This window comes from Pseudomonas sp. B19125 (assembly GCF_044218855.1).
Taxonomy (GTDB): domain Bacteria; phylum Pseudomonadota; class Gammaproteobacteria; order Pseudomonadales; family Pseudomonadaceae; genus Aquipseudomonas; species Aquipseudomonas edaphica.
On the sequence record NZ_CP162589.1, the window covers coordinates 2,938,229 to 2,963,706 of the forward strand.

Sequence of the window (25,478 nt, forward strand, 5' to 3'; positions counted from 1 at the left end):
ATGTCGATACCCGTTGTTCAAGAAACCGCGCCGTTATTACTGATTCAGCGGCGTTTGCCCTGGGGTCTGATCGGCTTATTGGCCGTGGCCTTTATCGGGGTGCCGCTGTGGGGCAATGACTATTGGCTCAATGCGATCCTGATCCCGTTTCTGGTGCTGTCGCTGGCCGGGCTGGGCCTGAATCTGCTCACCGGCTATACCGGGCAAACCTCAGTGGGCGCGGCGGGTTTCATGGCCGTTGGCGCGTTTGCCACCTACGGTTTTCTGCTGCGTCTGCCCGAGCTCGGCCTGCCGGTGGCGCTGCTCGGCGGTGGGGTGATCAGCGCGGTCGTTGGGCTGCTGTTTGGTTTGCCCAGCTCGCGGATCAAAGGCTTCTACTTGATGGTCACCACGCTGGCGGCGCAGTTCTTTTTGGAGTGGCTGTTCGTCAAATTCCCGTGGTTCTACAACTACGGCTCCTCCGGGACCATTTCGGCGCCGAAGCTTTCGCTGTTCGGCCATGACCTCAATACGCCGCTGGGCCGTTACTGGCTGACGTTGGTCACGGTGCTGCTGTTGACCTGCACTGCCATCAACCTGGTGCGCAGCCAGGTAGGGCGTAACTGGATGGCAATCCGCGACATGGACACCGCCGCCGCTGTTGTCGGCATCCCGGTGGTGCGCTACAAGCGCCTGGCCTTCGCGGTCAGCTCGTTCTACTTAGGCATCGCCGGCGCGTTGTGGGCCTTCGCCTACCTGGGCACGGCCAGCGCCAGCAGCTTTGATATCAACCGCTCGTTCCAGATCCTGTTCATCATCATTATCGGCGGCATGGGCAGCATTGCCGGCAACTTTGTCGGTGCGGCATTTATCAGTTTGCTGCCGATTTTTCTCAGCCACGCCGGACAGGCGCTGTTCGGTGGCTCGGTGGATGCGGGGCAGTTGCAGAACCTGCAGAAAATCATTTTTGGCGTGTTGATCATCGTGTTCCTGATCAAGGAACCCGAAGGCTTGATTCGCCTCTTGCACAACCTGCGTGACCGTCTGCGGCAATGGCCGCTGCGTTTCTGACCTTGATGAGAACTCCTATGCGTACATCCTTGAAACGTTCCCTTGTCGGCGCTGCTTTTGCGTTGGCAGCTTTGGCCGGTGCTGTGCCCCAGGCAATCGCCTCGCCCGACCAGCAATTTATCCCGTTGGCCACCTACCGCGTCGGCGCCTATGCCTCCAGCGGCGTGCAGGTGTGGGCCGGGATGATCGACTACCTGCGTTATATCAACGAGGTCGAAGGCGGCATCAACGGCGTCAAGCTGGTGTGGCAGGAATGCGAGACCGAATGGACGGCAGAGAAGGGCATCGAGTGCTACGAGCGCTTCAAGAATGGCCTGGATGGCGCGCCGGTCGCGGTCTACCAGCCTAACGGCGCACCGGCGGCCTATGCGTTGAGCGAGCGTGCGGAAGTCGACAAGATCCCGTTGATTACCCTCGGTTATGGCCGCACCGAAGCCACCGACGGCACGGTGTTTCCGTATAACTTCCCGGTGATGCTGACCTTCTACAGCGAAGCGTCCACGCTGGTGAATTACATTGCCCAGCGCGAAGGCGGCTTCGACAAACTCAAGGGCAAGAAGATCGCCACCGTCTATCACGATTCGGCTTACGGTCGCGAAACCCTCGGCCCGTTAAAGTTGCTGGCTGAGAAGTACGGCTTTGAAAACATTCAGATCCCGGTGGCCGACCCGGGCAACGAGCAATCAGCGCAATGGCGTCAGGTGCGCCAAGCCAATCCGGACTGGGTGTTTTTGCGCACCTGGGGCGTGTCCACGCCGGTGGCGGTGAAAACGGCAGCGCGTTTCGGCTTCCCGGTTGACCATATCATTGGCGATATCTGGGCCAGCTCCAGCGAAGACGTGTTGCCCGCGGGCGCCGCCGCCAAAGGTTACCTGGCGCTCACGCCTTACCCGGCAGGCGCTGATTTCGAGATCCATAAACGCCTCAAACAGTACATCCTCGACAAGGGCCACAGCGACCTCAAGGACCTGAAAAACTTCGGCAGCGTCTACTACAACTCCGGCCTGGTGAACGCCGCCGTGGCGGTGGAAGCGATCCGTACCGCCCAGGCCAAGTTCGGCAAGCGCCCGCTTAATGGCGAAGAAGGCCGTTGGGGCCTGGAGCACTTGAATATCGATGATGCACGCCTTAAAGACATGGGCTATCTGGGCCTGATGCAGAACCTCAAGCTGTCGTGCCGCGACCACGAAGGCGGCGGCTCGGCGCGTGTGCAGCAGTGGGATGGCGCCAACTGGACGCTGATCAGCGACTGGATCGCCGCCGACCGTGCGCTGCTGCGCCCGCTGATCGATGAAAAGTCCGCCGCGTTCGCCAAGGAAAAAGGCCTGACGCCGCGTACCTGCACCGGGGATGAATAAGCCATGAGCCAGCCCGCCGCTCAACCTGCGAGCCCGTCACTGTTAAACGTCAATGACATCGAAGTGATCTACGACGGCGCCATACTGGCGGTGGCCGGGGTCTCGCTGCACGTGCCCAAGGGCGCCATCGTGGCGTTGCTGGGTGCCAACGGCGCCGGCAAAAGCACCACGCTCAAGGCCATTTCGGGGCTGGTACGCGCCGAGCGCGCCGAAGTCAGCCGTGGCGTGATCGAGTATGCCGGCCGCGACCTGGCCGGCATCGACCCCAGCCAACGGGTGCGCCAGGGCATGGTCCACGTATTGGAAGGCCGCCATGTGTTCGGCCAACTGAGCGTGGAAGACAACCTGCGCAGCGGCGGCTTCGTGCGGCGCCTGAGCCGCCAAGACATGGAGCACGACCTGGAGCGTATCTACGCCTGGTTCCCACGGCTCAAGACCAAGCGCCACACCCGCGCCGGGCTGACCTCCGGCGGCGAGCAGCAAATGGTCGCCATTGGCCGCGCCTTGATGACCCGGCCGACGTTGGTGTTACTCGACGAACCCTCCATGGGTTTGGCGCCGATGATCGTGCAGGAGATTTTCGCAATCATCGCCCAGCTTAACCGCGAGCAACAGGTGAGCTTCCTGATCGCCGAGCAGAACATCAATGTCGCGCTCAACTATGCCTCCCACGGCTATGTGCTGGATACTGGGCGCGTGGTTTTGAGCGGCAGTGCGGCTGAACTGCTGGCGCGGGGTGATTTGCATGATATTTATCTGGGCAAACAGTAAGGGCGAATGTGCATGACTGAATCCATCCGCAACGCTGATGTGCTGATCATCGGCGGCGGCTTGAGCGGCACCATGCTGGCGGTGCAACTGCTGCGCCAGCCTGGCAAGCGGCAGATCCTGGTGATTGAGCCACGCGAGGAGCTTGGCCGTGGCGAGGCCTACAGTGCCGTCGAACTGGGGCACACCCTGAACGGCAATGCGGCGCGCATGAGTGTCGACCCGGACAACCCCGATGACTTGACCCAATGGCTCACCGACTACATCGGTGCTGGGGGCTGGCCGGAGTCGAATCAGCAGCCTGTACCCATCAGTGAGTTGTTCCCGCCACGCGGGATTTTTGGCGTGTATGCGCAACAGCGTCTGGCTGAGGCCAAGGCGCTCTCGGCTTCCACGGTCGAGCATATTCGTGCCGAGGTGGTCGACCTGCAAGTGGATGCCGACTCAACTCGGCTGACGCTGGATAACGGCCAACAATTGCGCGGTGCTCAGGCCGTATTGGCCACTGGCATGTTCCCGGCGGCACGCACGCCGCAGACCGAATCCAGCGGCTTGAATGCAGCGGCAGTGGACCCGTGGGACGTCAAGGCCATGCGCCAGATCGAGCCGCAGTCGACGGTGCTGATCATCGGTTCCGGGTTGACCATGGTGGATGCCGTGGTGTCCCTGGAACAGGCCGGCCATCGTGGGCCAATCGAGATATTTTCGCGCCACGGCCTGCTGCCCCACGTACGCCGGCAACCGCCGAGCTGGGTGGACTTCCTCGCCGACGACCACAACCTGCGCAGCCCTCGACAGTTGCTGCGCGAGGTGCGGCGCCAATGCCAACTGTCGGTGGAGCAGGGCATTGATTGGCAAGCGCCGCTGGACACGGTGCGAGCGCATATCGGCCGCTTGTGGAGCCAGGCCAGTGAGCGCGAGAAACGCCAGTTCGTGCGCCATGTAAGGCCGTGGTGGGAGAGCCATCACCATCGCTCGCCGCCATTGAGCGCGCAGTTGGTGGCGCGGTTGCATGCAGAAGGACGGCTGCGGGTTCAGGCGGCGTCGTTCAGGGGGCTGGTGGCGTCGGACAGCGGCGTGACGATCAAGCTGCGACGGCGCGGCGAACAAGCTGTCACCCAGGTGTCGGGTGCTGCGTTGATTAACTCCAGCGGTATTGAGTACGACTGGCGGCGAGTGGCCAAACCGCTGCCGCAGCAGTTGCTCAAACGTGGGTTGATCAAGCCTGGGCCGTTGGCGTTGGGAATTGCGGCGGATACATCAGGTGCAGTGCTGGATGCTCAAGGCCAGGTCAGCCAACGCCTGTTTGCCATGGGCCCGCCGTTGCGCGGGATGTGGTGGGAGAGCACGGCAGTCACCGATGTGGCGCTCCAGGCCAAAGCCCTGGCCGCCAGACTCACCTGACTCTGAATGTGGGAGCTGGCTTGGCTGCGATGGCCATAGGCATCTACACAACTATTGGCGTCTGGGGTGTCGGGCTGTTTTATCTTGGGGGCATATCCGTTATTTAAGTCACGGCGGCTTATGGTTCCGCTCTTACAGCGGGTCACTTTTGCAAGGACCGGAATGCCGGCCCAGTCAAAAGTAACCAAAAGGTCCTCGCCCCACCACTCGGCCCCTCGCTTAGGCTCGGTGTGCCCTCACTCCGGCTTGAATCCGTGGGCCGCCGCGATGGGCCATCCTTGGCCCAGCGCGGCTAACCCGGCGTCCTGCCGGGTTACCCACGGATTCAAGCCTGCGTTCGGCCATCGTGGTTAACGGGGCGCCTCAGATCAAAAGCAAGATCAAAAGTAGAGCACGGCGGCCTGAAAGCCGACCTGAGTGGTTGAAGCAAGAGCGAGATCAAGTGCAAGGCAAAAGCCTATCTGAATACACTGAAGAGCTGCTTTTCTGTGGGAGCTGGCTTGCCTGCGATGCAGACACCTCGGTGTTTCAGGTACACAGAGTTGATGCAATCGCAGGCAAGCCAGCTCCCACCTTTGACCGAGTATGGCTCTGCTGTTGCTTTGCTGTTGCTGTTGCTCCGGCCCTTACATCCTTTTCGATGACGAAGTCAGCGGTCTTTTGATCTGCGCTTTTGATCTTGATCTGAAATCGCCCCGTCAAACACGATGGCCGGAATCTGACAGGGATTTGGGGGGTAAACCGGCAGGGATGCCGGTTTAGCCGCGCTGGGCCAAGGATGGCCCATCGCGGCGGCCCCCCAAATCACTGTCGGATTGCGGGCATGCCGAGCCACAGCGAGGCACCGAGTGTTGGGGCGAGGACCTTTTGGTTACTTTTGCGTCCTTGTGTACGGACCGGACACATGGTTGACGGGTGTGCGGGGACATGGTGGACACTTCTCGGCGAAGCCAGCTTCGCCGGGAGGCCATCATGCCCTGGAACACGAGAGACGCCATGAGCCTAAAACAAGAGTTTGTTTCCTTAGCAAAGAAACCCGGCAGTAATAAGCGAGAGCTGTGTCGACGATTTGGTATAAGTCCGCAAACCGCCTACAAGTGGCTAAAGCGTTACGAGGCCGGCGGCTCTGCAGGTTTGCAAGAGAAGTCACGCAGGCCCGCCAGCAGCCCCAAACTGACCCGGGCCGAGCTGGAGGCTGAGGTCGTTGCACTTCGCCAAGATCATCCGGCATGGGGCGGACGCACAATTAGCAGCATGCTGGACAAGCGAATTGCTCCCAGTACTGTCACTAATGTCCTGCACCGGCACAGCTTGATTAAGCCTTCAGAGAAAGAACCAGAGGCCCGGCTGAGATTTGAACATCCTGAGCCCAACGATCTTTGGCAGATGGATTTCAAAGGCCACTTTGCAATGCAGCAAGGCCGATGCCCCCCCTGACCATCCTGGACGATCATTCGCGGTTCAACCTGGCCATCCAAGCGTGTGATAACGAGCGAGGCACCACCGTAAAACAGAAGATGAGCGAGGTATTTGAAACTTACGGTTTACCGGCACGTATCAACGTCGACAATGGCGCGCCATGGGGCTCACCGCGTAATCCTGGCGAGATCACAGAGTTGAGTATTTGGCTGGTGCGTTTGGGAATTCGGATAAGTTTCAGTCGTCCCTACCATCCGCAAACAAATGGGAAAATCGAGCGTTTTCATCGATCACTCAAGGCAGAAGTCCTTAACGGGCGTCACTTTTCTACGCTAGCGGATGCTCAATCAGCATTCGATCAATGGCGTGAAATATACAACCTGCAACGTCCTCATCAGGCGCTGGAATACAAGGTGCCCATGGACCGCTATCGCAGCAGTCCTTGGGCTTATCCGCAAAAGCTACCTGAGTTTGAATACGGACCAGACGACGTGTTAGCCAAGGTTTATCACAGCCGTTTTCGCTTCCAAAAACGCTACTTCAGCATCGCAAAAGGCTTGGTAGGACAGCACATAGCAATCCGCCCGAACGCAGAAAGCGATGGTCTGTTCGACGTCTATTTCTGCCATCACTTTTTGCGAACAATCGACATTAGTAAGCCTGATTATGGTCAATAATGTGTCCACCATGTCCCCGCACATGTGTCAACCATGTGTCCGGTCCGTACATGTCTTTACAAAAGTGACCCGCTGTAAGAGCGGAACCCTACTCAGCCGTTACCGCAGCAATGGATATGCACCCCGACCGACCACCCTCCTGGTCAGCCAGCCCGTTAACGTTGTGTAGATACCCAAGCTGCGATGGTGGTGGGTCAGGCACAACTGTTTTAACTGACAGTCCGCCATCGCAGGCAAGCCAGCTCCCACCTTTGGATCTCCGGCTATTTTGATGTTTTTACAAACCCCGGCTTGAGCCCAAACACCTCGACACCTTCGGCGGTTGACTGTCCTGTGGTGACTTTCACCCGCTCAACCGGCTTATCCATCGCGGCCCGATATTCCACGCTCATGTCCGGCTGGATCGCCTGGCTCGGCACCACAATCGCCTGCGCATTGTTGTAGGTGACGATGGTCAACCGCGCACTCATCCCCAGCCGCACCCGCTGCAATTGCTGCGCAGTGAGCGTGGGGATCGACAAGGTGACCGGAAACTGCGCGCTGCCCTGGCTATCGCTGGCAATCGCCAGGCCGCTGACCACGCTGACGGAGCCGGTCAGGCGCTCGCCGTCAAAGCCATCACCCATCACTTCCACGGCCTGGCCCTGATGCAACTGGTTGATGTCCAGTTCCGACACCTTGGCGACAATTTTCAGCCGTTCGATATTGGCCAGCCCGAACAGCACCTGGCCCTGGCTGACCTTGCTGCCGGCCTGCACCGGTGCGTTGTTATTGGCTCCCCCTGGCGAGGAGTTATTGCTGCCCGGCGCCGGCACGACGATGCCGGAGAAGGGCGCCTTGACCTCTTGGCCGTCGAGCAGCTTGTGCAGGGCGTCGTATTTCACCGTGGCGTTGGTCAGCTCCATCTCGGCGATTTGTCGGTATTCGCCTTTGCCCTGATCTTGCGCCTGCTGCAGCTCGCTGCGGGCCGAGGCCAGGTCCAGTTGTTGCTGTTGGGTCTGCTGCTTGAGATCGTCCAGCTCGTTGCGCGGGATGATGCCGCGCTTGAACAGGTTTTCACTCTCGGTGAGTTTGCGCTGGGTGTTGCCGGCGGTCATTTCTGCGGTGCGCAGGCTGCGGCGTGCGCGGCTGACGGCGGGGCTGCTGTCCCAGTCTTGCATCTCTTGCACGGTGCGCCGGGCTTTGAGCTGGGCGGAGAGCGCGTCGCGCAGTTGCACTTCGAGGGTGGAGGGGTCCATGCGCAACAGTACCTGGCCGGCCTCGACGCGTTGGCCTTGTTCAACCAGGTTGACCAGCACATTGCCGTCGAACGGCGCGGTGAGGGTGATGGTGGTGTCGGGTTCGATCTTGCCCACCAGGCCTATCTGGTGCACCAACGGGTCGGGCTTGACTGCCAGCCATTGCTCGGTTGCGGCCGGCTGATCGGTAGCCGGGCTGCGCAGGGCAATGCCTGCGCCCGCCAACAGCACGACGATCACGGCACCCAGCAGGTATTTTTTATTAGTAGTCATTGAGGGCGATTTCCCAACTTTCCAGCGTCATGCCCAGGGTCAAATCGAGCTGGGTCTGGGCGTTCAGATAAGCGATCAGTGCATTGAGCCGCGCGTTTTCGGCGTTGCGCAGGTCAGTTTCGTAACTCAACACCTGGAAGTTGGTGGAGCGCCCGGCACTGAGTTTTTCCCGCTCGATTTCGATCTTGCGCCGCGACAGCTCGACGGCGCGCTGGGAAATTTCATATTGGCGCCAACGCGTGCCCAGGTCGCGCACCACGTCGTTGACACTGCGTTCCAGTTCCTGGCGCGCATCGGTGATACGGATCTCCTGGTCTTCCACATTGACCCGCGCGCGCACCTCGGCCTGGCGGGTGCTGATGTCGCCGATGGGAATCTGCACCTGCACCCCGGCGTAGCTGTTCCAGGTGCGGTTATTGTTGTTGCCGCTGTCATTGTTGCTGTAGGCATCGCGCAGCTGGTTGGCGCCCGCCACCAGGTCCACCTGCCAGCGCCCGGAGTCTTTGGCGATCACCAGGTTGAGGTCGGCCTGTTGGCTGCCGAGCAGGGCGGCGAGGTACTCCGGCTGCTGGGTCTGCGCCAGGCTGAAGGCCTGGCGTTTGTCGATGTTCATCGGCTTGGCTTCCAGGGCTTCGCTGGCGCGGATCGGCGTCGACAGGTCCAGCGCCAGCAGGCGCAGCAGGGCCAGGCGGCTGGTGTCGAGTTGGTTCTGGGCCTCTTCCACGCCCAATTGCTGGGTGGCGATATCGGCTTCGGTCTGCACGATTTCGAACTCAGCCATGCGCCCCGCGCTGATCAGCGCCTTGTTCACGTCCAGCAAGGTGTTGGAGCGTTTGAGTGCGTCCTGGACGATGCTCAACTGCTCTTGGGCGCGCAGCAGTTCGCGGTAGGTGGCGATGATCTGGCTGATGGTCTGCGCCACGGTGGCCTTGAGGTTCAGGCGGTTGGCCTGCTCCGACAGGCGCGACAGGCGCAGCGGCGCGGTGGTGGCGTCCCAGCCGCCGCCACGCATCAGCGGTTGGATCAGCGTGAGGTCGAGGCCGTCGCTGCGGTAGCGGCCGGCGCGGTCGGCGTTGTTCAGTTGTTGGGTCCAGGCCATGCTCAACTGGGTGCCGTACTCACTGAGCAAGGTCGCTCTCGGTGCCAGGTTGGCATTGCGAGCGTTGTCGGCCGAGCCGCGACTTTGGCGGTAGTAACTGTTGAGGGAGAGCTTGGGGTTGAAGGTGTCTTCGGCCACCCGCAGGTCGAACTTTTGCGCCACGCGTTGCAGGTACGCGCTGCGGATCGCCGGGTTTTTGCGCAGGCCCAGGTACACCGCATCACCCAGGGTCAGCGTCGTGACCTGGTTATTGAGCGACACACTGCGGTCATAGCCACTGCGGGTGGTGCTCGGCGCCGATGGGTTGATCACCACATCGGCGGCCATGGCTGGCAGGCTTGCCAGGGCGAGTAACCACAGCCATTTATTCATCGCGCAGGGCCTCCACCGGCTGCAGCCGCGAGGCCGAGACCGCCGGGTAGATGCCAAAGAACAAGCCCACCAGCAAGGTGCTGCCCACGCCCAGCGGCAGGGCGGCGGCGGCCAGGGCAAATTCCCAGCCCGACAGCCAGGCGTAGAGCCACGCGGCGGTCATGCCCAGCACCGCACCGCACAGCGCACCCACCGCCGTCAGCGTGACCGCTTCGAGCAAAAACAGATTGCGGATGTCACGCTGGCGCGCGCCCAGGGCCATGCGGATGCCGATTTCGCGGCGGCGCTCCGAGACATTCATCAGCATCACGTTCATCACGCCGACACCGCCACCGACCAGGGAAATCGCGCCCAGCGCCAGCAGCAAGTAGGCGAACGTGCGGCTTTGCCGGGTCATGCCATCGATCATTTGCTGGGGCACCTGAATGTCGACATCGTGGTCGGTGAGCTGGCTTTTCAGGGCAATCGCGGCCTCACGGGCGATGCGCTCCATGTCCTGGCCGGGTGCGGCGCGGATGATCACATTGCCGATCTGCGGCGTCGGGTAGATGCGCCGCATGCCTTCGGCGGGGATAAACAGCGATTCGTTGGCCTGCACCGGCATCAGCATCGCGCGGGGTTGGTTGTGCAGGATGCCCACCACCAGGAACAGGTAATCGTTGATACGCACACGGTCGCCCAGCTTCAGCGGGTTGCCCGGCGTGCCCAAGGCCTGGGCGACTTGATCGCCGATCACGCCGTAGGTTTCGTTGGCATCGAAGGCGGACAGAAATCGCCCCTCGCGCAGGGCCAGGCGCATGGCGTCCTTGATATCCGCGGTGCTGCCGACGAAGTTGGCGTTGGCCGTGCGGCCTTGGAACACCAGCGGCCCGCTGAACAGGCTGAGCGCGCCGATATGAGCAATGCCCGGCACCGCCTGGCGCACCGCGTCCAGGTCAAGGCTGGCGCGCATCGGTGCATTGCTGTTGCCTTTGGGCGGGAACTGGACGATCAGGGTGTCGGTGCCCATGTCCTTGAAAATCATCGCAGCGTCCACCGCCGCGTTATGGCCGATATTGATCAGGGCCACCACCGATGAGCTGCCGATCACAATGCCCAGCAACGCCAGGATCGAACGTTTGCCCAAGGTGCGCAGGCTCACAAAGGCTTCATGCAGCAGTTGGCTCAGGCTCTGTTCGACCCGCTGGCTCATAGGCGCCCAGCCTCATGCACCACGCCATTGCGCACGAGGATCTTGCGCTCCAGGCGCTCGGCGATGTGTGCATCGTGGGTGACGATAATCAGCGTCACCTGCTGCTCGCGGTTCAGGGCCAGGAGCAGGTCCATGATCTCCTGGGCAGTGGTGCTGTCGAGGTTGCCGGTGGGTTCGTCGGCGAGGATCACCGACGGCTTGCCGACCAGCGCGCGGGCGATCGCTACGCGTTGGCGCTGGCCACCGGAAAGATCGGCCGGGCGGTGGTGGGCGCGCTCGGCCAGGCCGACTTGCGCGAGCATGCGCAGCGCCTGTTCCACCGACTCATGGCGCGACACGCCACGGTAACTGAGGGGCAGGGCGACGTTGTCCAGGGCACTGAGGCGTGGCAGCAGGTTGAAACTCTGGAACACAAAGCCGATCTGCTGGTTGCGGATCGCCGCCAGCTCATCGGGTGTGGCGCTGAAGATATCGTGGTCGGCAAAGTGGTACTGGCCGCCGTCGGGCAAGTCCAGCAGGCCAAGAATATTGAGCAGGGTACTTTTGCCGGAGCCTGAGGCGCCGAGAATGCCGCAGCTGTCGCCGGGGGCGATGGACAGGCACACGTCATTGAGAATCGACAGGTGTTGCCCGGCGAGCTGATAGCTCTTGCCGATGCCTTGCAGGGAGATCAAGCCTGGGTGCGCGGGGGTATCTGTCATCATGACTACGCCTGCAGTCTCGACGCTATCGCCACGCCCCCGGCAAAGCCTTGTAACAAGTTCGGGAACTGCCTGATACGCGCCACGGACTGGTTTTATTTCTTGTTTTTAAAATATTGTTTGAATAGTAACCGCGATCAACGCGCTTCGCCAGCCATGGATGTAGAGCGGTTTCACCTCTTGTGACGATTTGCCGGTCGTTCGGCTGCGGCGCCTGAAAATCCCTTCGGCTACCCTCGACAGGCCTGTTTATACAGGCCTTTCGTAGCATGGCGCAGTGTCACTACTTGCTTTCGAAGGGCTGCCCCGGTATAAAAAATCAAATTATTTTTTAAAACAATATTTCCCACGTGGAACCTTTCATGGTCGCGAAGAAACTCAGCGCTCCAAACGTTACCAAGACTCGACTGCTGGATGCGACAGAGGCTCTTTTCATCAAATACGGCTATGACGCCGTGTTGCTCCGGCAGATTACCGAGCGCGCCCAGGTGAACCTGGCCGCCGTGAACTACCACTTCGGGGACAAGGACTCCCTGATGAAAACCCTGCTGATGCAACGCCTGGAGCCGCTCAACGAGCAGCGCCTGGAACTGCTCGCGCGCTGCGAAGCCGAGGCCGATGGCCCGCTCGACTGCGACACCTTGCTCGGCGTGCTGTTCGCCCCGGCCATGGGCCTGGAACGCAGTGACCCGGCCAGCGGGGAAGGGCGATCATTTATCCGTTTCCTGGGCCGGGTGTACAGCGACACCTCGCCGTTTATCCAGGAATACCTCAAGGTGCATTACCAGCCGGTGTTCCAGCGCTTCTTCGAAGCCTTCGCCCTGGCCCTGCCGGATCTGCCACGCAATGAGCTGGGCGTGCGCCTGCAATTTGCCCTCAAGGCGATTTCCGGGGTAATGGCCGGCACTGAACTGCGCCTGCTGATGAACTCCATGAGCCTGGGCCGCCCGGCCACGGATGCCGAGGTCATGGCCAAGCTGATCACCCTGGTCTCGGCCGCAATTCGCGTACCGCAGCAAAGCCCCGAAGCGGAAACCGCACTGGCCAAAGTGCTCGACACCCAGCGCGCCATTCGTGAACAAGCCGCACCGCCTGCCACCAAAGCCGCGCGTTAAATCCCTAAATCCAAAGCAAAAAAAACCCGCTGGGGCGGCGGGTTTTGATGTGCAGCGTTTGTAACGGATGAGGCTTCACCCTACGGCTGCGGATGTGAATAAATCGTGAAAAAAATGTAAGAAAATGGCTGGGGTAGACAGATTTACGCTGGTCGCGTGGTCTGTCGGATTTTACCTACGCGCCAGCCACTCGTCGCCACTGTCAGTTCTGACAGTAGATTTGCCGATTGCTCCAAGCGCCTTATTTACCTTGCTCGTCGCGCTATTCCTGCGCGGCCTTAATCCAGCAAGGTGATAGTTATGTCTACCCCTCCAGATAACTTCGATAGGCTAGATGTTGGCCCCTACCCGCCGTCCGACGGAATAAACCTGAGCAATACGAAGTATAAGGAACTGGCCCGTATAGGCCTGGGGCGTAATGAATTACTGCCCATCTGTTATTGGATTTTTGAGCCGTGGACAGACTGGGCTCAGTTTGACCGCTGTGCCGTTCAGTTGGGTCTGCCTAATCCAATGAAGGCCGAAGCCGTTACCGTGGAGATAAAAAAACGATATTCTGTTAGCTTCGATGGATACAAGATTTCCGACGGAAACCATAGATTCTATGGGCAGGTCTTTCGAGCGGGTTCGGGGCAAGAAGTTCGTTCGGACGAAGATTTGGTTTTTTGCAAACAGAGTATACCGGGCGGTAATGATCCCAACCCCGGGGAACCGTGGCATAGCGGCCTGTTGATGAAAGTTGTAGATCTTCCGGAAGGCTCGAGCATCACGAAAAAAATTGCTGAAAGTGGCATTCAGATCTGGGTGTATCCTTATTTGGACATCCGCCAGAATGACAGCAATATATTCTATTTCGGTACGTTTTCGTATACGCATACGGTCAGTCCGACAGAGGCGTCCCAAAAGGGCGGCTACCCTGTGTCAGTTCCCTACGAGGGCTACCTGGAAAAGCTTCCACCGCGCGGAACTTTCACTGTTCGCATGGGCGTGAAGGACGTAGTGGGGAATGAGCCTCTGGGGGCGTACACCCTTTCCAAGCCCTATATGTTGCGCAGCGAAATAGATCCCAACTTGCTCAACGCCCCCGTGGTGATGAAGAACAGCGATGAAATTACCGTCGTTGATCTGGATGTCCCATTTGATGCTGAAGTTATAGTGTTGATCCACCCCCCCAAATCAAAACCGGCACCCAAGCCGCTCAACAAAATCGTATTGGTTGTGGAAGCTTCCCCGGAGGGCGGTTCACCCGTCATTACGCGCTTCGACGCCATCACGGACAGAAATTTTGAATCAGAGACGATCTCACTCCCCAGTAAATTTTTCCATGACATAGGCCGCGGCACGATACGCCTATGGTGGGAGTGGAGGACTGCTAAGGATGTCTTCATTAAAGAATCGGGTAGTTACTCGCTCGATATAACCGGTACACCGACACGGATGCCGGCGCTGAAACTTCTCCACCCTTTTAACGCCGGGCTGATTTCAGCAGATGTGAATGGAGTCGCTGAGGTTCCGATATATTCACCTTATGCAGCGAACAACCTCGAGCTTATACAAGCGGTGCACAAAGGCGGCCAAAACGGTGCGACACTCGTTACTTTGAGTAGGCAGCGCGCCGGTGCTGAGGGCGGAACACAGGTATTGCCGGCAGACCTCTTGAAACAGTTCGATGGGCTGGGGCCGTTTGATGTTTTTTTAGACGTAAGAATGTTCAATGGGAACAGTCCTCGTCAATCAGAAGTCGTGATGGCTGAGGTGGGCAAGGCGCTTCCAGTATTGCCTGAAGTGTATATTAAAGAGGCTAAAAAATTCTACGGTAACTGGAACCTTGACCTGAAGGATTTGAATGGCTATTCGGTTGGGGTCTACTTTAATTATGCCAATACAAAAGTCGGGGACACGATAGTCCTTACCCTTGCAGGGGAATCGCCGAGAAACTATCTTCAAATTGAAATTGATATCTTTGAGGATATTGCAGGGGAGGCCTTGTTGGAACTTGAGACACCCATTGAGCAAGCGTTTATTGAGCATAACCTAGGCAAGAGTCTCGATATCTATTACAGCGTGATGAGCCCAGGGGCGCCGCCCGTCACCCTGCGCTCGGAAGTGCTCAAGCTTAGTATCGGTGAGCCGGTGAACCTCGAAAGCTTTAAACTGCTTGAGGCGAACGCCACCGCGATGACGATTAACCCGGTGGCTGTCATCAACGGCGCGAATGGCGAGGTGAGGTACTCGAAGGCCGCAAAAGGTGACCGCCTTCTTATTTCCTGGCTTGGGCAGTATGGTATCAGCCAACATAAGCTAGAAATAACGGTTGATCCGAAGCTCGGTGTTTTCACATTTAAAATTCCGGTTGAAGTGATCACACTGGCGGTGCGGCCTGATGGCAATAATATCCTGATGAATTGCACGTTGCTTCGCGGGTCATTCAGCTACGCGTTCGAGCCTTTGCAGTTATTGCTGTTGCCTCTCGATGCACTGCCCAGGCCGTATATCAGCAAATACGCACATACCACGGTGCTGCCGGTCTACGAGCTGGATGCGCCTCGCTGGATTATTGATGTATGGAAATTTATCAGCGTGGGTCAGTTCATGTTCATGACGATCACTGGCGAATTCGCTGATGGCGGACTTTACGAAAATAAAATTTTTACGCCGAACGAGGTCATCGCAGATCACCTTGCCAAGGGCGTCTCCGTTCCTTTGGCGATGGATAAAATACCTCTGCTTAAGGACGGCTCATTGTTAAAAGTTTCGTTCTCGGTCAGTTTTGTAAAAATTCCTCTTATGCAGACGGCGATACCTTTTGGCGAAACAGCCTATGTGATCCAGCAACTTCCTACCGTGCTGGCCTTCCCGACCCTTATTGGCGCCGCCACGATCGCACAAGAAACAACGGTTGACCCACTGGCCATTGAGAAAAGCGTTGTCGTCAAAATAGTACTTAAAGGTATGCGCGCCTCGGACATTTTATTGTGTAAATGGATACAGGAAAATGGAGAGGTTGTAGAGTTGGAGGTTCCAGGCAGTGCGACGGGCTCAGTGTTGGCCGATTTTACTGGGGAGCAGGCGCTGCACAATGGTGTTGGGCGCAGGGTACAGTTGATGTACGTACTCGTGCGTGATGGAAAATCCACGCCCTCTGAAGTTCAAACAGTATCGGTTGCTGCGATTGCGCCCGCTAACCTTCCGAAGGCAACGATCAATAATCAAGCTGCTGGTACCACTGTCGATTTGAATACCTTTGCCGGTAATACACGAGCGGACATGGTCAAGGTCCCGCTGTGTAAAGCAGGGCAAACAATATGGATAACCCTTATTGGTGGTGGCAGGTCGGTGGAAATATTACCCGCTCATACCATCAATGTGGATGAAGTAAAAAATGGTTTTGTAAATATACCCGTATTGCGTGGCACGCTGACGGCACTGCCTAATGGTACAACGTTTCAGCTGGAGGTGAGGGTTGCCTTCGATGGCGGTGTGGACAAAGCCCGAGCGTTGGTGTTTCCGTTAGTGCAGTACACTAAGTCTGATTCATTTGCGACACTGGGTACTAACTTTGTCTACGGGTTAGGCCCTTGGACGCCAGGCAATGGAGCAGATCGATATAAGTTTTCGGGATCAGGACTTGATTTGTCTACTATTGCAGATAGACCGCCCACTTATGCGGGGCCGGTAATCACGACCTATCTAAATCTTAACGCTGTTCATATCTATCAAGTTTCATTTACTATATTTAATTATTCGCCGTCAGGTGGATGGAACTTGGATCCTTCTCTCGCAATACATGTAGGAGGGCGATTGATTTCTGGCGTGGTCTCGCCGCCCAAGAATACTTGGTACACGCTAGCCGCTAACGTTAAGGTTCCTGCAAACGGGGTAACGGCCGTTACCCTTCATAACTATCAGAATAGTGGCTTAGGTAACGATTTCATCGTCAACTCCGCCAGCATCATTCGCCTGACATGATCCTTCCTCGCTGAACAATCGGGACAGCTCTACCTAACCGTAGGCTGTCCCTTTTTGCACCACTCAAATCTTCCAATGACTTGCCGTCTTCGCCAGCAATTGCCGCATCGCCTCCACATTGCCGACCAGTTGCAACGTCAACAACCGATACCCATCCAATGCACTTTGCACCGGTGCATCCAACCCAGCTTCATCCGCTGCGTGCACCGCAGGCCGCTCCAGGCGCTCGGTAAACCCGGATTTCAGTGCGCGCGCCATCCCCACCAATTGCACGCGAATCTGCCGGTGCTCGGCCTTTAACATCACTTGCATCCGCGCCATTGCCTGCTCATCACGCGGGTCCGGCCGGGTGTTGCCAAGAATCTCCAGGGTACTGATGCACATGCGCAGGTGCCGTTGAATCATATCCAACTCGGTCATCGAGATACGCACTTCCTTGGACACCGAAGGCATCAGCGAGCGCAGTTGCAGTATGGCGGCATTCAGGCGGTTGAGCAGCTTGAAGTGTTCATCGTCAGTGACTGACTGGCCGTTGATGATGCGGCTGTAAATCGCCGCACAGTCGCGCAGTGCGCTGGCCATGTTGTAGCGCCACGAATACACCGCGTACAGCGGCAGGGCAAAGGAAAACGCCAGTGCCAACACGATGCCGATAAGGATATCGACGGTGCGCCACAAGCCATCCGAGATCGGGTTGTCGCCGTGGCCGGCGACGATAAACACCGTGATCGCCGACAGCAGCGCGATGTAACCGCCCTTGCCGATGGCGTGATAGGAAAAGAACCCGCACACCACCGACATCAGCAGATAGGTCAGCAGTGGTATGCCGAAATAGGCCTGTTGCACCACCAGCAGCAGGCCGACGCTGGCACCGATCAGGGTGCCGTAGGCGCGCTCCACGGCTTTTTTGCCGATATTGCCGTGGTGCTGCAAGCCGCCGATCACGATCAGCATGGTCACCGAGGCCCACTCGCCGTGGGGCAGGTTGATGCCGGTGGTGAGCAGGATGGTCGCCAGCAGGCCGATGGACACGCGCACGGCGTGGATCAGCTTGGCGTGGCGGTAGCGGCGGTAGGGGTCGAGCAAAGGGCGCAGCAGGCGCCGGGCGAAGAAGGGCAGGTTCATCGGTATTAAAGTGGCCTCATTATGCAGGGTGGACCGGATCGCGTGTGGGAGCCGGGCTTGCCCGCGATGCAGGCACTTCGGTCTTTCAGTCAGACCGCAGTGATGCTATCGCAGGCAAGCCAGCTCCCACTCTGACCTGTTTATACAGGGAGCGGCGCTGTCTTCAGAAAATGTAATCCGTGGTCAAGAAACTCGAATCTCGATTACGCAAAATATCGCTGACCAACGCCTTGTTGCTCTCCTGGAACTTGGTCGCCACCAACGTGCGGATCGAGAACACGCGCAGCGCGTCATGCACCGACAGCGTGCCCTCGGCCGAGTTCTTGCGCCCGTTGAACGGGAAGGTGTCCGGCCCGCGCTGGCACTGGGCGTTGATGTTGATACGCCCGACCTGGTTGGCAAAGGTGTCCACCAGCCGCCCGACTTCCACGGCGTTGGTGCCGAAGATGCTCAACTGTTGGCCGAAGTCCGAGTCCAGTACGTATTCGATCACGGTCTCCAGGTCACGGTACGGCACGATCGGTACAACCGGGCCGAACTGTTCCTCGTTGTAAACGCGCATTTGCGGGTTCACCGGGTACAAAACGGCGGGGTAGAAGAACGAACCGCGACTTTCGCCGCCATTGGGGTTCACCACCTTGGCGCCGTGCTGCGCGGCGTCGGCCACCAACGCGTTGAGGTAATCGACCTTGCCGACTTCCGGCAACGGCGTCAGCGATACGCCGTCTTCCCAGGGCATACCGGGTTTGAGCGTCGCCAGTTTGCTGTTGAATTTCTGGATGAAGCTGTCGACTACCGCTTCGTGCACAAACAGGATCTTCAGCGCAGTGCAGCGTTGGCCGTTGAACGACAGGGAGCCAGTGACCGCTTCGCTCACGGCATTGTCCAGGTCGACCTCGGGCAGTACGATGCCGGGGTTTTTTGCGTCCAGGCCCAAGGCTGCGCGCAGGCGGTGTGGCTTTGGATGCAGTTTTTTCAGGTCGCTGGCGGCCTTGTTGGTGCCGATAAACGCAAAGATATCGATTTTGCCGCTGGCCATCAGCGCGCTGACGGTTTCGCGGCCGCTGCCGTAGATCACGTTGATCACGCCGGCCGGGAAGCTGTCGCGGAACGCCTCCAGCAGCGGGCGAATCAACAGCACGCCGAGCTTGGCCGGCTTGAACACCACAGTGTTGCCCATGATCAACGCGGGGATCAGCGTGGTGAAGGTCTCGTTGAGCGGGTAGTTGTAAGGGCCCATGCACAGCGCCACGCCCAGTGGCACGCGGCGGATCTGGCCGAGGGTGTCCTGTTCCAGCTCAAAGCGGCTGCTGCGGCGATCGAGTTCCTTGAGGGCGTTGATGGTGTCGGTGATGTAGTCGCAGGTGCGGTCGAATTCTTTCTGTGAGTCCTTGAGGTTCTTGCCGATTTCCCACATCAGCAGCTTGACCACCGCGTCGCGCTGTTCGCGCATGCGTCGTAAAAAGGCTTCGACATGCTGGATACGTTCGGCCACGCGCATCGTCGGCCATTCACCCTGGCCGCGGTCATAGGCGCGCACGGCGGCGTCCAGGGCGGTGAGGGCGGTGTCGGCATCCAGCAGCGGCGTGCTGCCGATGTGTACGCGCTCATCGCCCAGTTGCACCGGGCTTTGCACCTTGGCCAGCGGGCCGTTCCACACCTGCAACTGGCCGTCGACCAGGTAATCACGCTGTTCGATGGGCGCGGCCAGGCGGAATTGCTCGGGAATTTCGCTGGCGGCGGTGGGAAACAGCTGGGCGAGCAGGTTACTGGTGGTCATGTCGCTACCCCTGGAATAGTTGCAAAACATGACTAGAGAGTCACCCATCCAAGGGCTGTGTGGCAAGCGCCAGACGCGTTACGAAGGCGCGCACGCACTCGCCGGCCGTCAGGCTGCCGATGCTCACCAACACCGTCAGTGGCAGGAACGCCACGCCGGTGCGCAGCGGCGAGACGCCCAGAAATACAGGCTGAGTACAAACAGCAGGCCATACAGCAGGCCGTGGCGCACGCCTGATTGATCAGCGCCAGGGATTCGCGTACGGTGCGGGTCACGCCCAAAGGCTGGGGCGCAGTTCAAGGCGCAATTGGGCCTGGAACCGCGTGATCTGGAAAACCTTGAGCAAAAGCCCGCGCTGGCCGGTTAAACTGCGCGGCTTTTCAGAAGGAGTTCACATGAGTCACTACCAGCCGGGCATTCTTGCCGCACCGGTGCCGTTGCAGGCACGCCATCTGTTTTTTGCCGTTGATGCACTGGCAGCCGTACCCGCCGCGTTAGACGCGCTGGTGCAGTTGGCGGACGCGGGCGCAGTGGTCGGTGTTGGCGAGCCGCTGGTAACTTCGCTCGGCGCGCACATTGAAGGGCTGCGCGCATTCCCCGCCGTTACTGGCCCAGGCGCCCATAACCCGTCCACCCAGCAGGCGTTGTGGGTGTGGCTGCACGGTGTGGATCGCGGTGAACTGCTGCTGCGCAGCCGCGCATTTGAAAAGGCCCTGGCTCCGGCATTCCGGCTGGTGCAGATGACCGAAGGCTTCCGCTACAAAACCGGCTTCGATTTGACCGATTACGAAGACGGCACCGAAAACCCCCACGACGCCGCCGCCGTCGAAGCCGCCCTGACCGACAGCGGCGCCAGCTTTGCCGCGATCCAGCAATGGCAACACGACCTCGACGGTTTTGCCGCGTTGCCCGCCCAGGAGCGTGACCACATCATCGGCCGCCGCCATGGCGATAACGAAGAGCTGGACGACGCCCCCGAATCCGCTCACACCAAGCGTACCGCCCAGGAAAGTTTTACCCCGCAAGCCTTTGTGGTGCGCCGCTCGATGCCGTGGGCCGAGAACGGCCAGGCGGGGTTGATGTTCCTGGCGTTTGGGCATTCCTTCGATGCGTTCGAAGCGCAACTGCGGCGCATGAGCGGGTTGGAAGACGGGATTGTGGATGGGTTGTATCGGATCAGTACGCCGCTGACCGGTGGCTATTACTGGTGCCCACCGGTGAAGGATGGGCATTTGGACGTGAGCGCACTCGTCTGATCCCCCAGATCTGAAACAGTGTGGGGGGCTGTGGCGAGGGCGCTTGCTCCCGTTCGACTGCGCAGCAGTCGCAGCTATCCTGGGGGCGCTTCGCACCCCAGCGGGAGCAAGCTCCCTCGCCACACAAGCCAGCTCCCACAGTTTGATTGTGTGGGGGCGTAGATCACGCCACCCACTGGCGCTTATCGTCACCATCCACCGACGGTTTCATCACCTGCACCGGCTCGGGTTCCAACCAGGTGGGCGCGACGAACCGATAACCCAGGCCCGCTGCGGTGGCGATGTAGAACGAGTCATTGTCGCCCAGCGCGCGGCGCAGGGTCTTGATCTGTGTGCGCAGGTTGCATTCCTCCACCACCAGCCTGGGCCAGGCGATGTCGAGCAATTGGTGTTTATGCAGCAATTCACCAGGCCGGGAGGCGAGGGCGATCAGCAAGGTCAGGGCGCGGTTGCCCAGGTTCACGGGTTGCCCATGCTTGAGCAGCAGATAACGGTGGGGCAGCAGTTGGAACGGGCCGAAGTGAATGCCGAAAGAGGCGTCATCGGTGAGGTGGCTGCGAGTCGAGTACGTCATGTCAGTTAACCTTTGTGCGTGGACATTGCAGCCCGACGCGGCTCCTTTTTACGCCGGGTTGCCAGGGAGAGTCAGGTGTTGATCGCCGGGATCGGGTCAGCCGGATAATCGCCATCCATCGTCGGGCCACCGGTGAGGCCGTATTGCTGCAGCACAGGTGTCAGTTGCCCGTAGAAGGCGTCTTGCGCCTTGCCATGGGCATCGGCCAGGGCGAACGGCAGGAACGCGCTGCCGATACCCCCGAGAATCGCCGTGGCGCCGCCAAGGATGCCGCTGATGGTGCCGGCCACTGCACCGATTTCGGTGGCGCCATACAAACCGGCACCGGCTTCCACCAGGCCGGCGACGGCCGCACCTGTGCCGAGCACACCGGTGGCCACCGAGAAACTGCCGGTGAGGTAGTCGCCTTTTTTCAAGGAGTCGACCCCGCCGATAATCCCGATCACGCCGCCGATAATGCCGCCGGCCGAACCGATGATCTTGCCCGCCGCGCCGATATTGGCGATCTGTTGCGCCGACAGCGGGCCTTTGCCCAGCGGCACTTTGCCGGGGAAATCGCCAATGGTACCGCCGTCCGGGCGGTTGACCCAGGTGACGCCATAGCCGGCTTCCTTGGCGTATTTGGTCCCGCCTTCGAGCAGCAACCCGGCAAATTGCAGGCCCGCCGATACGCGGTTGGCATCCGCCACCGGGGTGGTGCTGCCGCTGGCCGAACGCGCCATCAGCACGCCGCTCATCAACACCGCGCTGCCAATGTGCAGCAGGCCTTGCTTGAACGCCGGGCTGACATCCCCGAATTTCATACCTTCGATAGCCTTGGGCAAGGCATCGGCAATCTTGTTGCCCTGACGGCCGATGTCCCATACCGACCGCAGCATCGACACCACCTGTGCCGGGTCGATCTTGCCGCCGTCGGAGGTGGTGAACATCTCGGGGTCTTTTTGCTGCGCGTCGTTGATCGCAGCGGTGACTTTGGCGTCGTCGAAGTTGCCGTTGCCATCGCCGAGCGTGACGTTCAACGTGTCGGTGGTCGCACCGCCGAGCAACGCATCGCCGAGGTTTTCGTTGAAGTTGACCTGCAAGGTCGCCGCGTCATCCGCCGTGGCCTTGTCACCCAGAAAGGCCTGGGCCGACGCGGTGCTGGCGGCGAAACTGCTGGCCGCTACGGTCGGGTCCAGGCCACCGGCTACCGCATCGGTGAAGGCTTTGCCGGTCACCAGCTGGTTCTTGTAGTAGCTGAGGATCGCGTCACTTTGCCCGGCGTTGGCCGCCACCTTGGTCAGGTCCACATGGCCGTTGCCCCCCAGTGCGAGGTTGGCGATCGTCGCGTCGTTGGCGGCGTTTTGCAGGCCCATGCCCATGTCGATCTGTTTGCCGTTCTGGTCCTTGGCATTGAGGTTGTCGTTGAGGTTTTTGCCCGACTCGATGCCACCTTCAAAGTAGTTCTGCATCGCGACCTTCATGCTCGGGTCGCTGCTAACGATATCCCTGAGCGCGGGGCCGCGATTGTTCTGCAGGAAGCTTTGCACATCCGGGTCTGCCGACAGGGTCTCGATGCCGCTTTGCAGCTGCGCCTTGATCTTGTCTTCGTTGGGGTTCAGGCCCCAGTTGGGCGAGGTGTACTTGTCCATCAAGCCTGCGTTGCCGACGTAGTCGCTGACCAGCAGGCGCGTTTGTGCATCGGTCAGTTGCACCATCACGGCGGCTTTTTGTTCGCCGGTGTAGTTCTGCGGGTTGGCCAGGATATCGGCGGTGAGCTTGGAGGTATCCACACCGGCGACGGCATCGCGGGTGGCGGCGCCGTCGAGGAAGGTCAGGGTGTCACTGTCGGTTTTCGGCGCCTGTTTCTCCAGCCACGCGCCGATGTTGTCGCGGGTGCCGATGTTGTCGGATTTGCCGGTGGCGGGGTTGTCACCGCCGGTTTCCAGGGCGTGGAACAGGCCGGGGCGCGACCACATTGCTGCAGCGCCGGTCAGCTCGTTGCTCAAGGCCGAATCACTGCCCAGGGCTTGCAGGTTATCGGGGCGGATCATGCCGTCGTTGCTGCGCTGGTTATCACCTGGACGCATGGCAGTGCCGGAACTGGCGACCAGGCTTTCGTTGGCCATCACGATGGCGGCGGACTTGGCGTTGGCCTTGGCCAAGTCGCCTGGGTGGCTGCCCATAAAGCTGCCATAGGACTTCGCCGCCGCGCCGATATCGCTGTTGGTGTTGCTGATGAAATGGTCAACGTCGGAATGGGTAATCACATTGTCAGCTTTGCCGCGACCACCGCTGTCCAGCGCAGCCATCAGGTTCGGGCTGCTGGCCACGTACTTGAGCACGGCCTGGGCTTCGGGCGGCAAGCTGGTCGGCGGGTTGGCAAAGTCGATCGGCGCGCCGTGCAGGCCCCAGGCGTCCCAGTTCTGCGAGAGCAATTGCGCAGCGGCGCGCGGGCGGTTCAGGTCGAGTTCTTCTTTGGTCGGCGTGCCGCTGGTGTTGCCGGTGATGCTGTTCCAGTCCTTGGCGCCGGACACGCCGAACGACGAGTTGTCGATCCACGAAGTATCGGAGGCGCCTGCGGCACCGGTAGTACCGGCGTAAAGCTTGGCGACTTGGTCGTACAGGCCAGGGGTGATGTCCTGGGACACGATCACTTTGTCGCCGGACGCGGTCTGGTAGCGGATCAACCCTGGCCCGACTTCCTCGGGCGGGCCGATATGGGTGGCTGGGTCGATGCTCTCGTTGGCACCGGCCAGGCGATAGCCTTCGGCGCCGCTGGCATTGATCGCCGACAGCTTGGTGAAGTCGCCGCTGACCTGATCGAACAGCTGCGGCGTGTCTTTCTGGCTGACCACCACCTTGTCACCCGAGGCGGTCTCATAGCGGATCAGCCCGGGGCCGAGTTCAGTCGGGCTGCCGATGGCCGTGTAGTTGCCCAGCCCCGGCGCCACGGTGCTCGCATCGGCCTGGGTGTAGCCGGCTGCTTTACTGTCACTGAGGTTTTTTTCGAAGCTCGCATCGTTCTGTTGGGTGTTGTACTGGTTGACCAGTGTTTCGTAGAGACGCGGGTTGTCGCTCTGCTTGAGAGTGACTGGCTTGTCGCTGCCCAACGGTGTGTAGGTGATGCTGTTGTTCACCGGCGCCTGAACGTTTTGATAGGGCAGTGGGATCGACGGGCCGCGGATCTTCGACGGGTCGAAGGTCGGCTGGTTGACGGCGGTGTACAACGCGGTTTCGAATTTTTTCTGCGAGCCGTCTGTGCCCGGTGTTTGCGCAGGGTCACGACTACTTGGGATCGCTGGCATACATGCTCACCTGGAAGTTGTTTCATATATCAGGGCCTGCACACTGACTATTTAGCTATTAGTGCATCTGTACTAATCAGGCGCAGGAAATTAGTTGCCCACGAGCATTAAGGTCGCTCGCGCCGAGCTATGAAACGCGATGAGTAAGTCGCTTCTGTTACAAATGGAAATATCTGCGAAGTTGGGCAAAAGGCTATTAGCGAAAAATGTGAAGTCGATACAAAAAAGACGTCGACGTCGTGACGGACTGCGCGTTTTTACGCTGTAAACCTGCCGCCTATTGTTCAAGAGAATGTCGGGGTGTGCGTGCAACGCCGCGTAATAAGGGGCTTTGGCCTTGTTTGAACGTTTCGCTAAAAGTTCCGCGGGCGAACCGGCATGAGTTTTTTTCAACGCCGGGTTGAGCCAAACAATTCACACCTTGTAGCCGAAACGTTTCACAAGCTTTCACAACGAAGGCGTTTTGTTCGTGAGTAGTATGGCCCCCATGCAAACCAACGACGGTTCAAACGCTCACTGTCTGACGTTTTGGGCATTTACCGGGTTTGCATACTTTCAGCTTGCTGTTGCGCAACTGAATAACTTCCCTATCGATGCAAGGAGATGAACATGGCTGATGTCCCACCAGTAAAAGCCGGCGGCGCCGACGACGCTATCGCGAAGATGGAAGCGACCTTCAACATGGCTATCGAGAAGTCGGCCAAGATCACCGAAATCAGCACCGCGAAAAAAGCTGAGCTCGACGCCACCAAACAGCGTCCGCAGAACTGATTTGCCAAACGGGCGGCGCTGGCGCTGCCCGTTTACCTGCTGATTCTTGA

The 25,478-nt window shown here is 59.4% G+C and carries 16 protein-coding genes and 1 pseudogene; 9 read left to right on the top strand and 8 right to left on the bottom strand.

Annotation, left to right across the window (positions count from 1 at the left end; translation table 11 throughout):
- The 5 genes and pseudogenes from AB4P96_RS13435 (at position 1) to AB4P96_RS13455 (ending at position 6,676) form a co-directional block, all read left to right on the top strand.
- On the top strand, positions 1 to 1,050 hold the full coding sequence (locus AB4P96_RS13435) for a branched-chain amino acid ABC transporter permease (protein ID WP_395600860.1): 1,050 nt from the start codon (positions 1 to 3) through the stop codon (positions 1,048 to 1,050).
- A gap of 17 nt (positions 1,051 to 1,067) precedes the next feature.
- Entirely contained in the window at positions 1,068 to 2,408 is a 1,341-nt protein-coding gene (locus tag AB4P96_RS13440; protein WP_017137549.1) for an ABC transporter substrate-binding protein, read from the top strand.
- Between the two features lie 3 nt (positions 2,409 to 2,411).
- Positions 2,412 to 3,179: an ABC transporter ATP-binding protein gene (locus AB4P96_RS13445; RefSeq protein ID WP_395600861.1), complete on the top strand. Its 768-nt coding sequence runs from the start codon at positions 2,412 to 2,414 to the stop codon at positions 3,177 to 3,179.
- 12 nt (positions 3,180 to 3,191) lie between these two features.
- Complete coding sequence (locus AB4P96_RS13450; RefSeq protein WP_395600862.1) at positions 3,192 to 4,580, top strand: FAD/NAD(P)-binding protein; 1,389 nt, start codon at positions 3,192 to 3,194, stop codon at positions 4,578 to 4,580.
- 972 nt (positions 4,581 to 5,552) lie between these two features.
- Positions 5,553 to 6,676, top strand: a pseudogene (locus tag AB4P96_RS13455) (IS481 family transposase).
- Between the two features lie 263 nt (positions 6,677 to 6,939).
- Here AB4P96_RS13455 and AB4P96_RS13460 read toward each other — a convergent pair.
- From AB4P96_RS13460 to AB4P96_RS13475, 4 genes are read right to left on the bottom strand one after another with little or no spacing between them, the layout of a single operon-like run.
- Positions 6,940 to 8,187 (bottom strand): efflux RND transporter periplasmic adaptor subunit, encoded by a 1,248-nt coding sequence (locus AB4P96_RS13460; protein WP_099550529.1) that lies wholly within the window; start codon positions 8,185 to 8,187, stop codon positions 6,940 to 6,942.
- A complete protein-coding gene (locus AB4P96_RS13465) occupies positions 8,177 to 9,658 on the bottom strand; it encodes a TolC family protein (protein ID WP_138449192.1) in 1,482 nt (493 codons plus the stop codon). The genes AB4P96_RS13460 and AB4P96_RS13465 overlap by 11 nt, the downstream gene beginning before the upstream one ends.
- Positions 9,651 to 10,850, bottom strand: coding sequence for an ABC transporter permease (locus AB4P96_RS13470; protein WP_395600863.1), 1,200 nt, complete (start codon positions 10,848 to 10,850; stop codon positions 9,651 to 9,653). Before AB4P96_RS13470 ends, AB4P96_RS13465 begins: the two co-directional genes overlap by 8 nt.
- Positions 10,847 to 11,554 (bottom strand): ABC transporter ATP-binding protein, encoded by a 708-nt coding sequence (locus AB4P96_RS13475; protein ID WP_395600864.1) that lies wholly within the window; start codon positions 11,552 to 11,554, stop codon positions 10,847 to 10,849. Before AB4P96_RS13475 ends, AB4P96_RS13470 begins: the two co-directional genes overlap by 4 nt.
- A gap of 359 nt (positions 11,555 to 11,913) precedes the next feature.
- Between AB4P96_RS13475 and AB4P96_RS13480 the strand changes: the two genes are divergently transcribed.
- The gene (locus AB4P96_RS13480; RefSeq protein WP_170040700.1) at positions 11,914 to 12,666 is read left to right on the top strand and encodes a TetR/AcrR family transcriptional regulator; all 753 of its coding nucleotides are present in this window, start codon (positions 11,914 to 11,916) and stop codon (positions 12,664 to 12,666) included.
- Positions 12,667 to 12,966: 300 nt separating this feature from the next.
- Positions 12,967 to 16,635, top strand: coding sequence for a hypothetical protein (locus tag AB4P96_RS13485; protein ID WP_395600865.1), 3,669 nt, complete (start codon positions 12,967 to 12,969; stop codon positions 16,633 to 16,635).
- A gap of 63 nt (positions 16,636 to 16,698) precedes the next feature.
- Here the strand turns inward: AB4P96_RS13485 and AB4P96_RS13490 are convergent, their stop codons facing one another.
- Positions 16,699 to 17,760 (bottom strand): FUSC family protein, encoded by a 1,062-nt coding sequence (locus AB4P96_RS13490; protein ID WP_017137558.1) that lies wholly within the window; start codon positions 17,758 to 17,760, stop codon positions 16,699 to 16,701.
- 163 nt (positions 17,761 to 17,923) lie between these two features.
- Positions 17,924 to 19,540, bottom strand: coding sequence for an NADP-dependent glyceraldehyde-3-phosphate dehydrogenase (locus AB4P96_RS13495; protein WP_138449200.1), 1,617 nt, complete (start codon positions 19,538 to 19,540; stop codon positions 17,924 to 17,926).
- A 395-nt stretch (positions 19,541 to 19,935) separates the two neighbouring features.
- On the opposite strand from AB4P96_RS13495, the gene AB4P96_RS13500 reads away from it, so the two are divergent.
- The gene (locus AB4P96_RS13500) at positions 19,936 to 20,796 is read left to right on the top strand and encodes a Dyp-type peroxidase (protein WP_099550525.1); all 861 of its coding nucleotides are present in this window, start codon (positions 19,936 to 19,938) and stop codon (positions 20,794 to 20,796) included.
- 163 nt (positions 20,797 to 20,959) lie between these two features.
- Here AB4P96_RS13500 and AB4P96_RS13505 read toward each other — a convergent pair whose 3' ends face one another.
- The gene (locus AB4P96_RS13505; RefSeq protein ID WP_017137562.1) at positions 20,960 to 21,370 is read right to left on the bottom strand and encodes a winged helix-turn-helix domain-containing protein; all 411 of its coding nucleotides are present in this window, start codon (positions 21,368 to 21,370) and stop codon (positions 20,960 to 20,962) included.
- A gap of 71 nt (positions 21,371 to 21,441) precedes the next feature.
- The gene (locus tag AB4P96_RS13510) at positions 21,442 to 24,657 is read right to left on the bottom strand and encodes a type III effector HrpK domain-containing protein (RefSeq protein WP_395600866.1); all 3,216 of its coding nucleotides are present in this window, start codon (positions 24,655 to 24,657) and stop codon (positions 21,442 to 21,444) included.
- A gap of 609 nt (positions 24,658 to 25,266) precedes the next feature.
- Here AB4P96_RS13510 and AB4P96_RS13515 point away from each other — a divergent pair.
- A complete protein-coding gene (locus tag AB4P96_RS13515; protein ID WP_016969018.1) occupies positions 25,267 to 25,428 on the top strand; it encodes a hypothetical protein in 162 nt (53 codons plus the stop codon).
- The last annotated feature ends 50 nt before the right edge of the window (positions 25,429 to 25,478 follow it).

Excerpts from the sequence above, each read along its gene's own strand:
- AB4P96_RS13435 (WP_395600860.1), top strand. The coding sequence starts at position 1 with ATGTCGATACCCGTTGTTCAAGAAACCGCGCCGTTATTACTGATTCAG.
- AB4P96_RS13440 (WP_017137549.1), top strand. The coding sequence starts at position 1,068 with ATGCGTACATCCTTGAAACGTTCCCTTGTCGGCGCTGCTTTTGCGTTG.
- AB4P96_RS13445 (WP_395600861.1), top strand. The coding sequence starts at position 2,412 with ATGAGCCAGCCCGCCGCTCAACCTGCGAGCCCGTCACTGTTAAACGTC.
- AB4P96_RS13450 (WP_395600862.1), top strand. The coding sequence starts at position 3,192 with ATGACTGAATCCATCCGCAACGCTGATGTGCTGATCATCGGCGGCGGC.
- AB4P96_RS13460 (WP_099550529.1), bottom strand. The coding sequence starts at position 8,187 with ATGACTACTAATAAAAAATACCTGCTGGGTGCCGTGATCGTCGTGCTG.
- AB4P96_RS13465 (WP_138449192.1), bottom strand. The coding sequence starts at position 9,658 with ATGAATAAATGGCTGTGGTTACTCGCCCTGGCAAGCCTGCCAGCCATG.
- AB4P96_RS13470 (WP_395600863.1), bottom strand. The coding sequence starts at position 10,850 with ATGAGCCAGCGGGTCGAACAGAGCCTGAGCCAACTGCTGCATGAAGCC.
- AB4P96_RS13475 (WP_395600864.1), bottom strand. The coding sequence starts at position 11,554 with ATGATGACAGATACCCCCGCGCACCCAGGCTTGATCTCCCTGCAAGGC.
- AB4P96_RS13480 (WP_170040700.1), top strand. The coding sequence starts at position 11,914 with ATGGTCGCGAAGAAACTCAGCGCTCCAAACGTTACCAAGACTCGACTG.
- AB4P96_RS13485 (WP_395600865.1), top strand. The coding sequence starts at position 12,967 with ATGTCTACCCCTCCAGATAACTTCGATAGGCTAGATGTTGGCCCCTAC.
- AB4P96_RS13490 (WP_017137558.1), bottom strand. The coding sequence starts at position 17,760 with ATGAACCTGCCCTTCTTCGCCCGGCGCCTGCTGCGCCCTTTGCTCGAC.
- AB4P96_RS13495 (WP_138449200.1), bottom strand. The coding sequence starts at position 19,540 with ATGACCACCAGTAACCTGCTCGCCCAGCTGTTTCCCACCGCCGCCAGC.
- AB4P96_RS13500 (WP_099550525.1), top strand. The coding sequence starts at position 19,936 with ATGAGTCACTACCAGCCGGGCATTCTTGCCGCACCGGTGCCGTTGCAG.
- AB4P96_RS13505 (WP_017137562.1), bottom strand. The coding sequence starts at position 21,370 with ATGACGTACTCGACTCGCAGCCACCTCACCGATGACGCCTCTTTCGGC.
- AB4P96_RS13510 (WP_395600866.1), bottom strand. The coding sequence starts at position 24,657 with ATGCCAGCGATCCCAAGTAGTCGTGACCCTGCGCAAACACCGGGCACA.
- AB4P96_RS13515 (WP_016969018.1), top strand. The coding sequence starts at position 25,267 with ATGGCTGATGTCCCACCAGTAAAAGCCGGCGGCGCCGACGACGCTATC.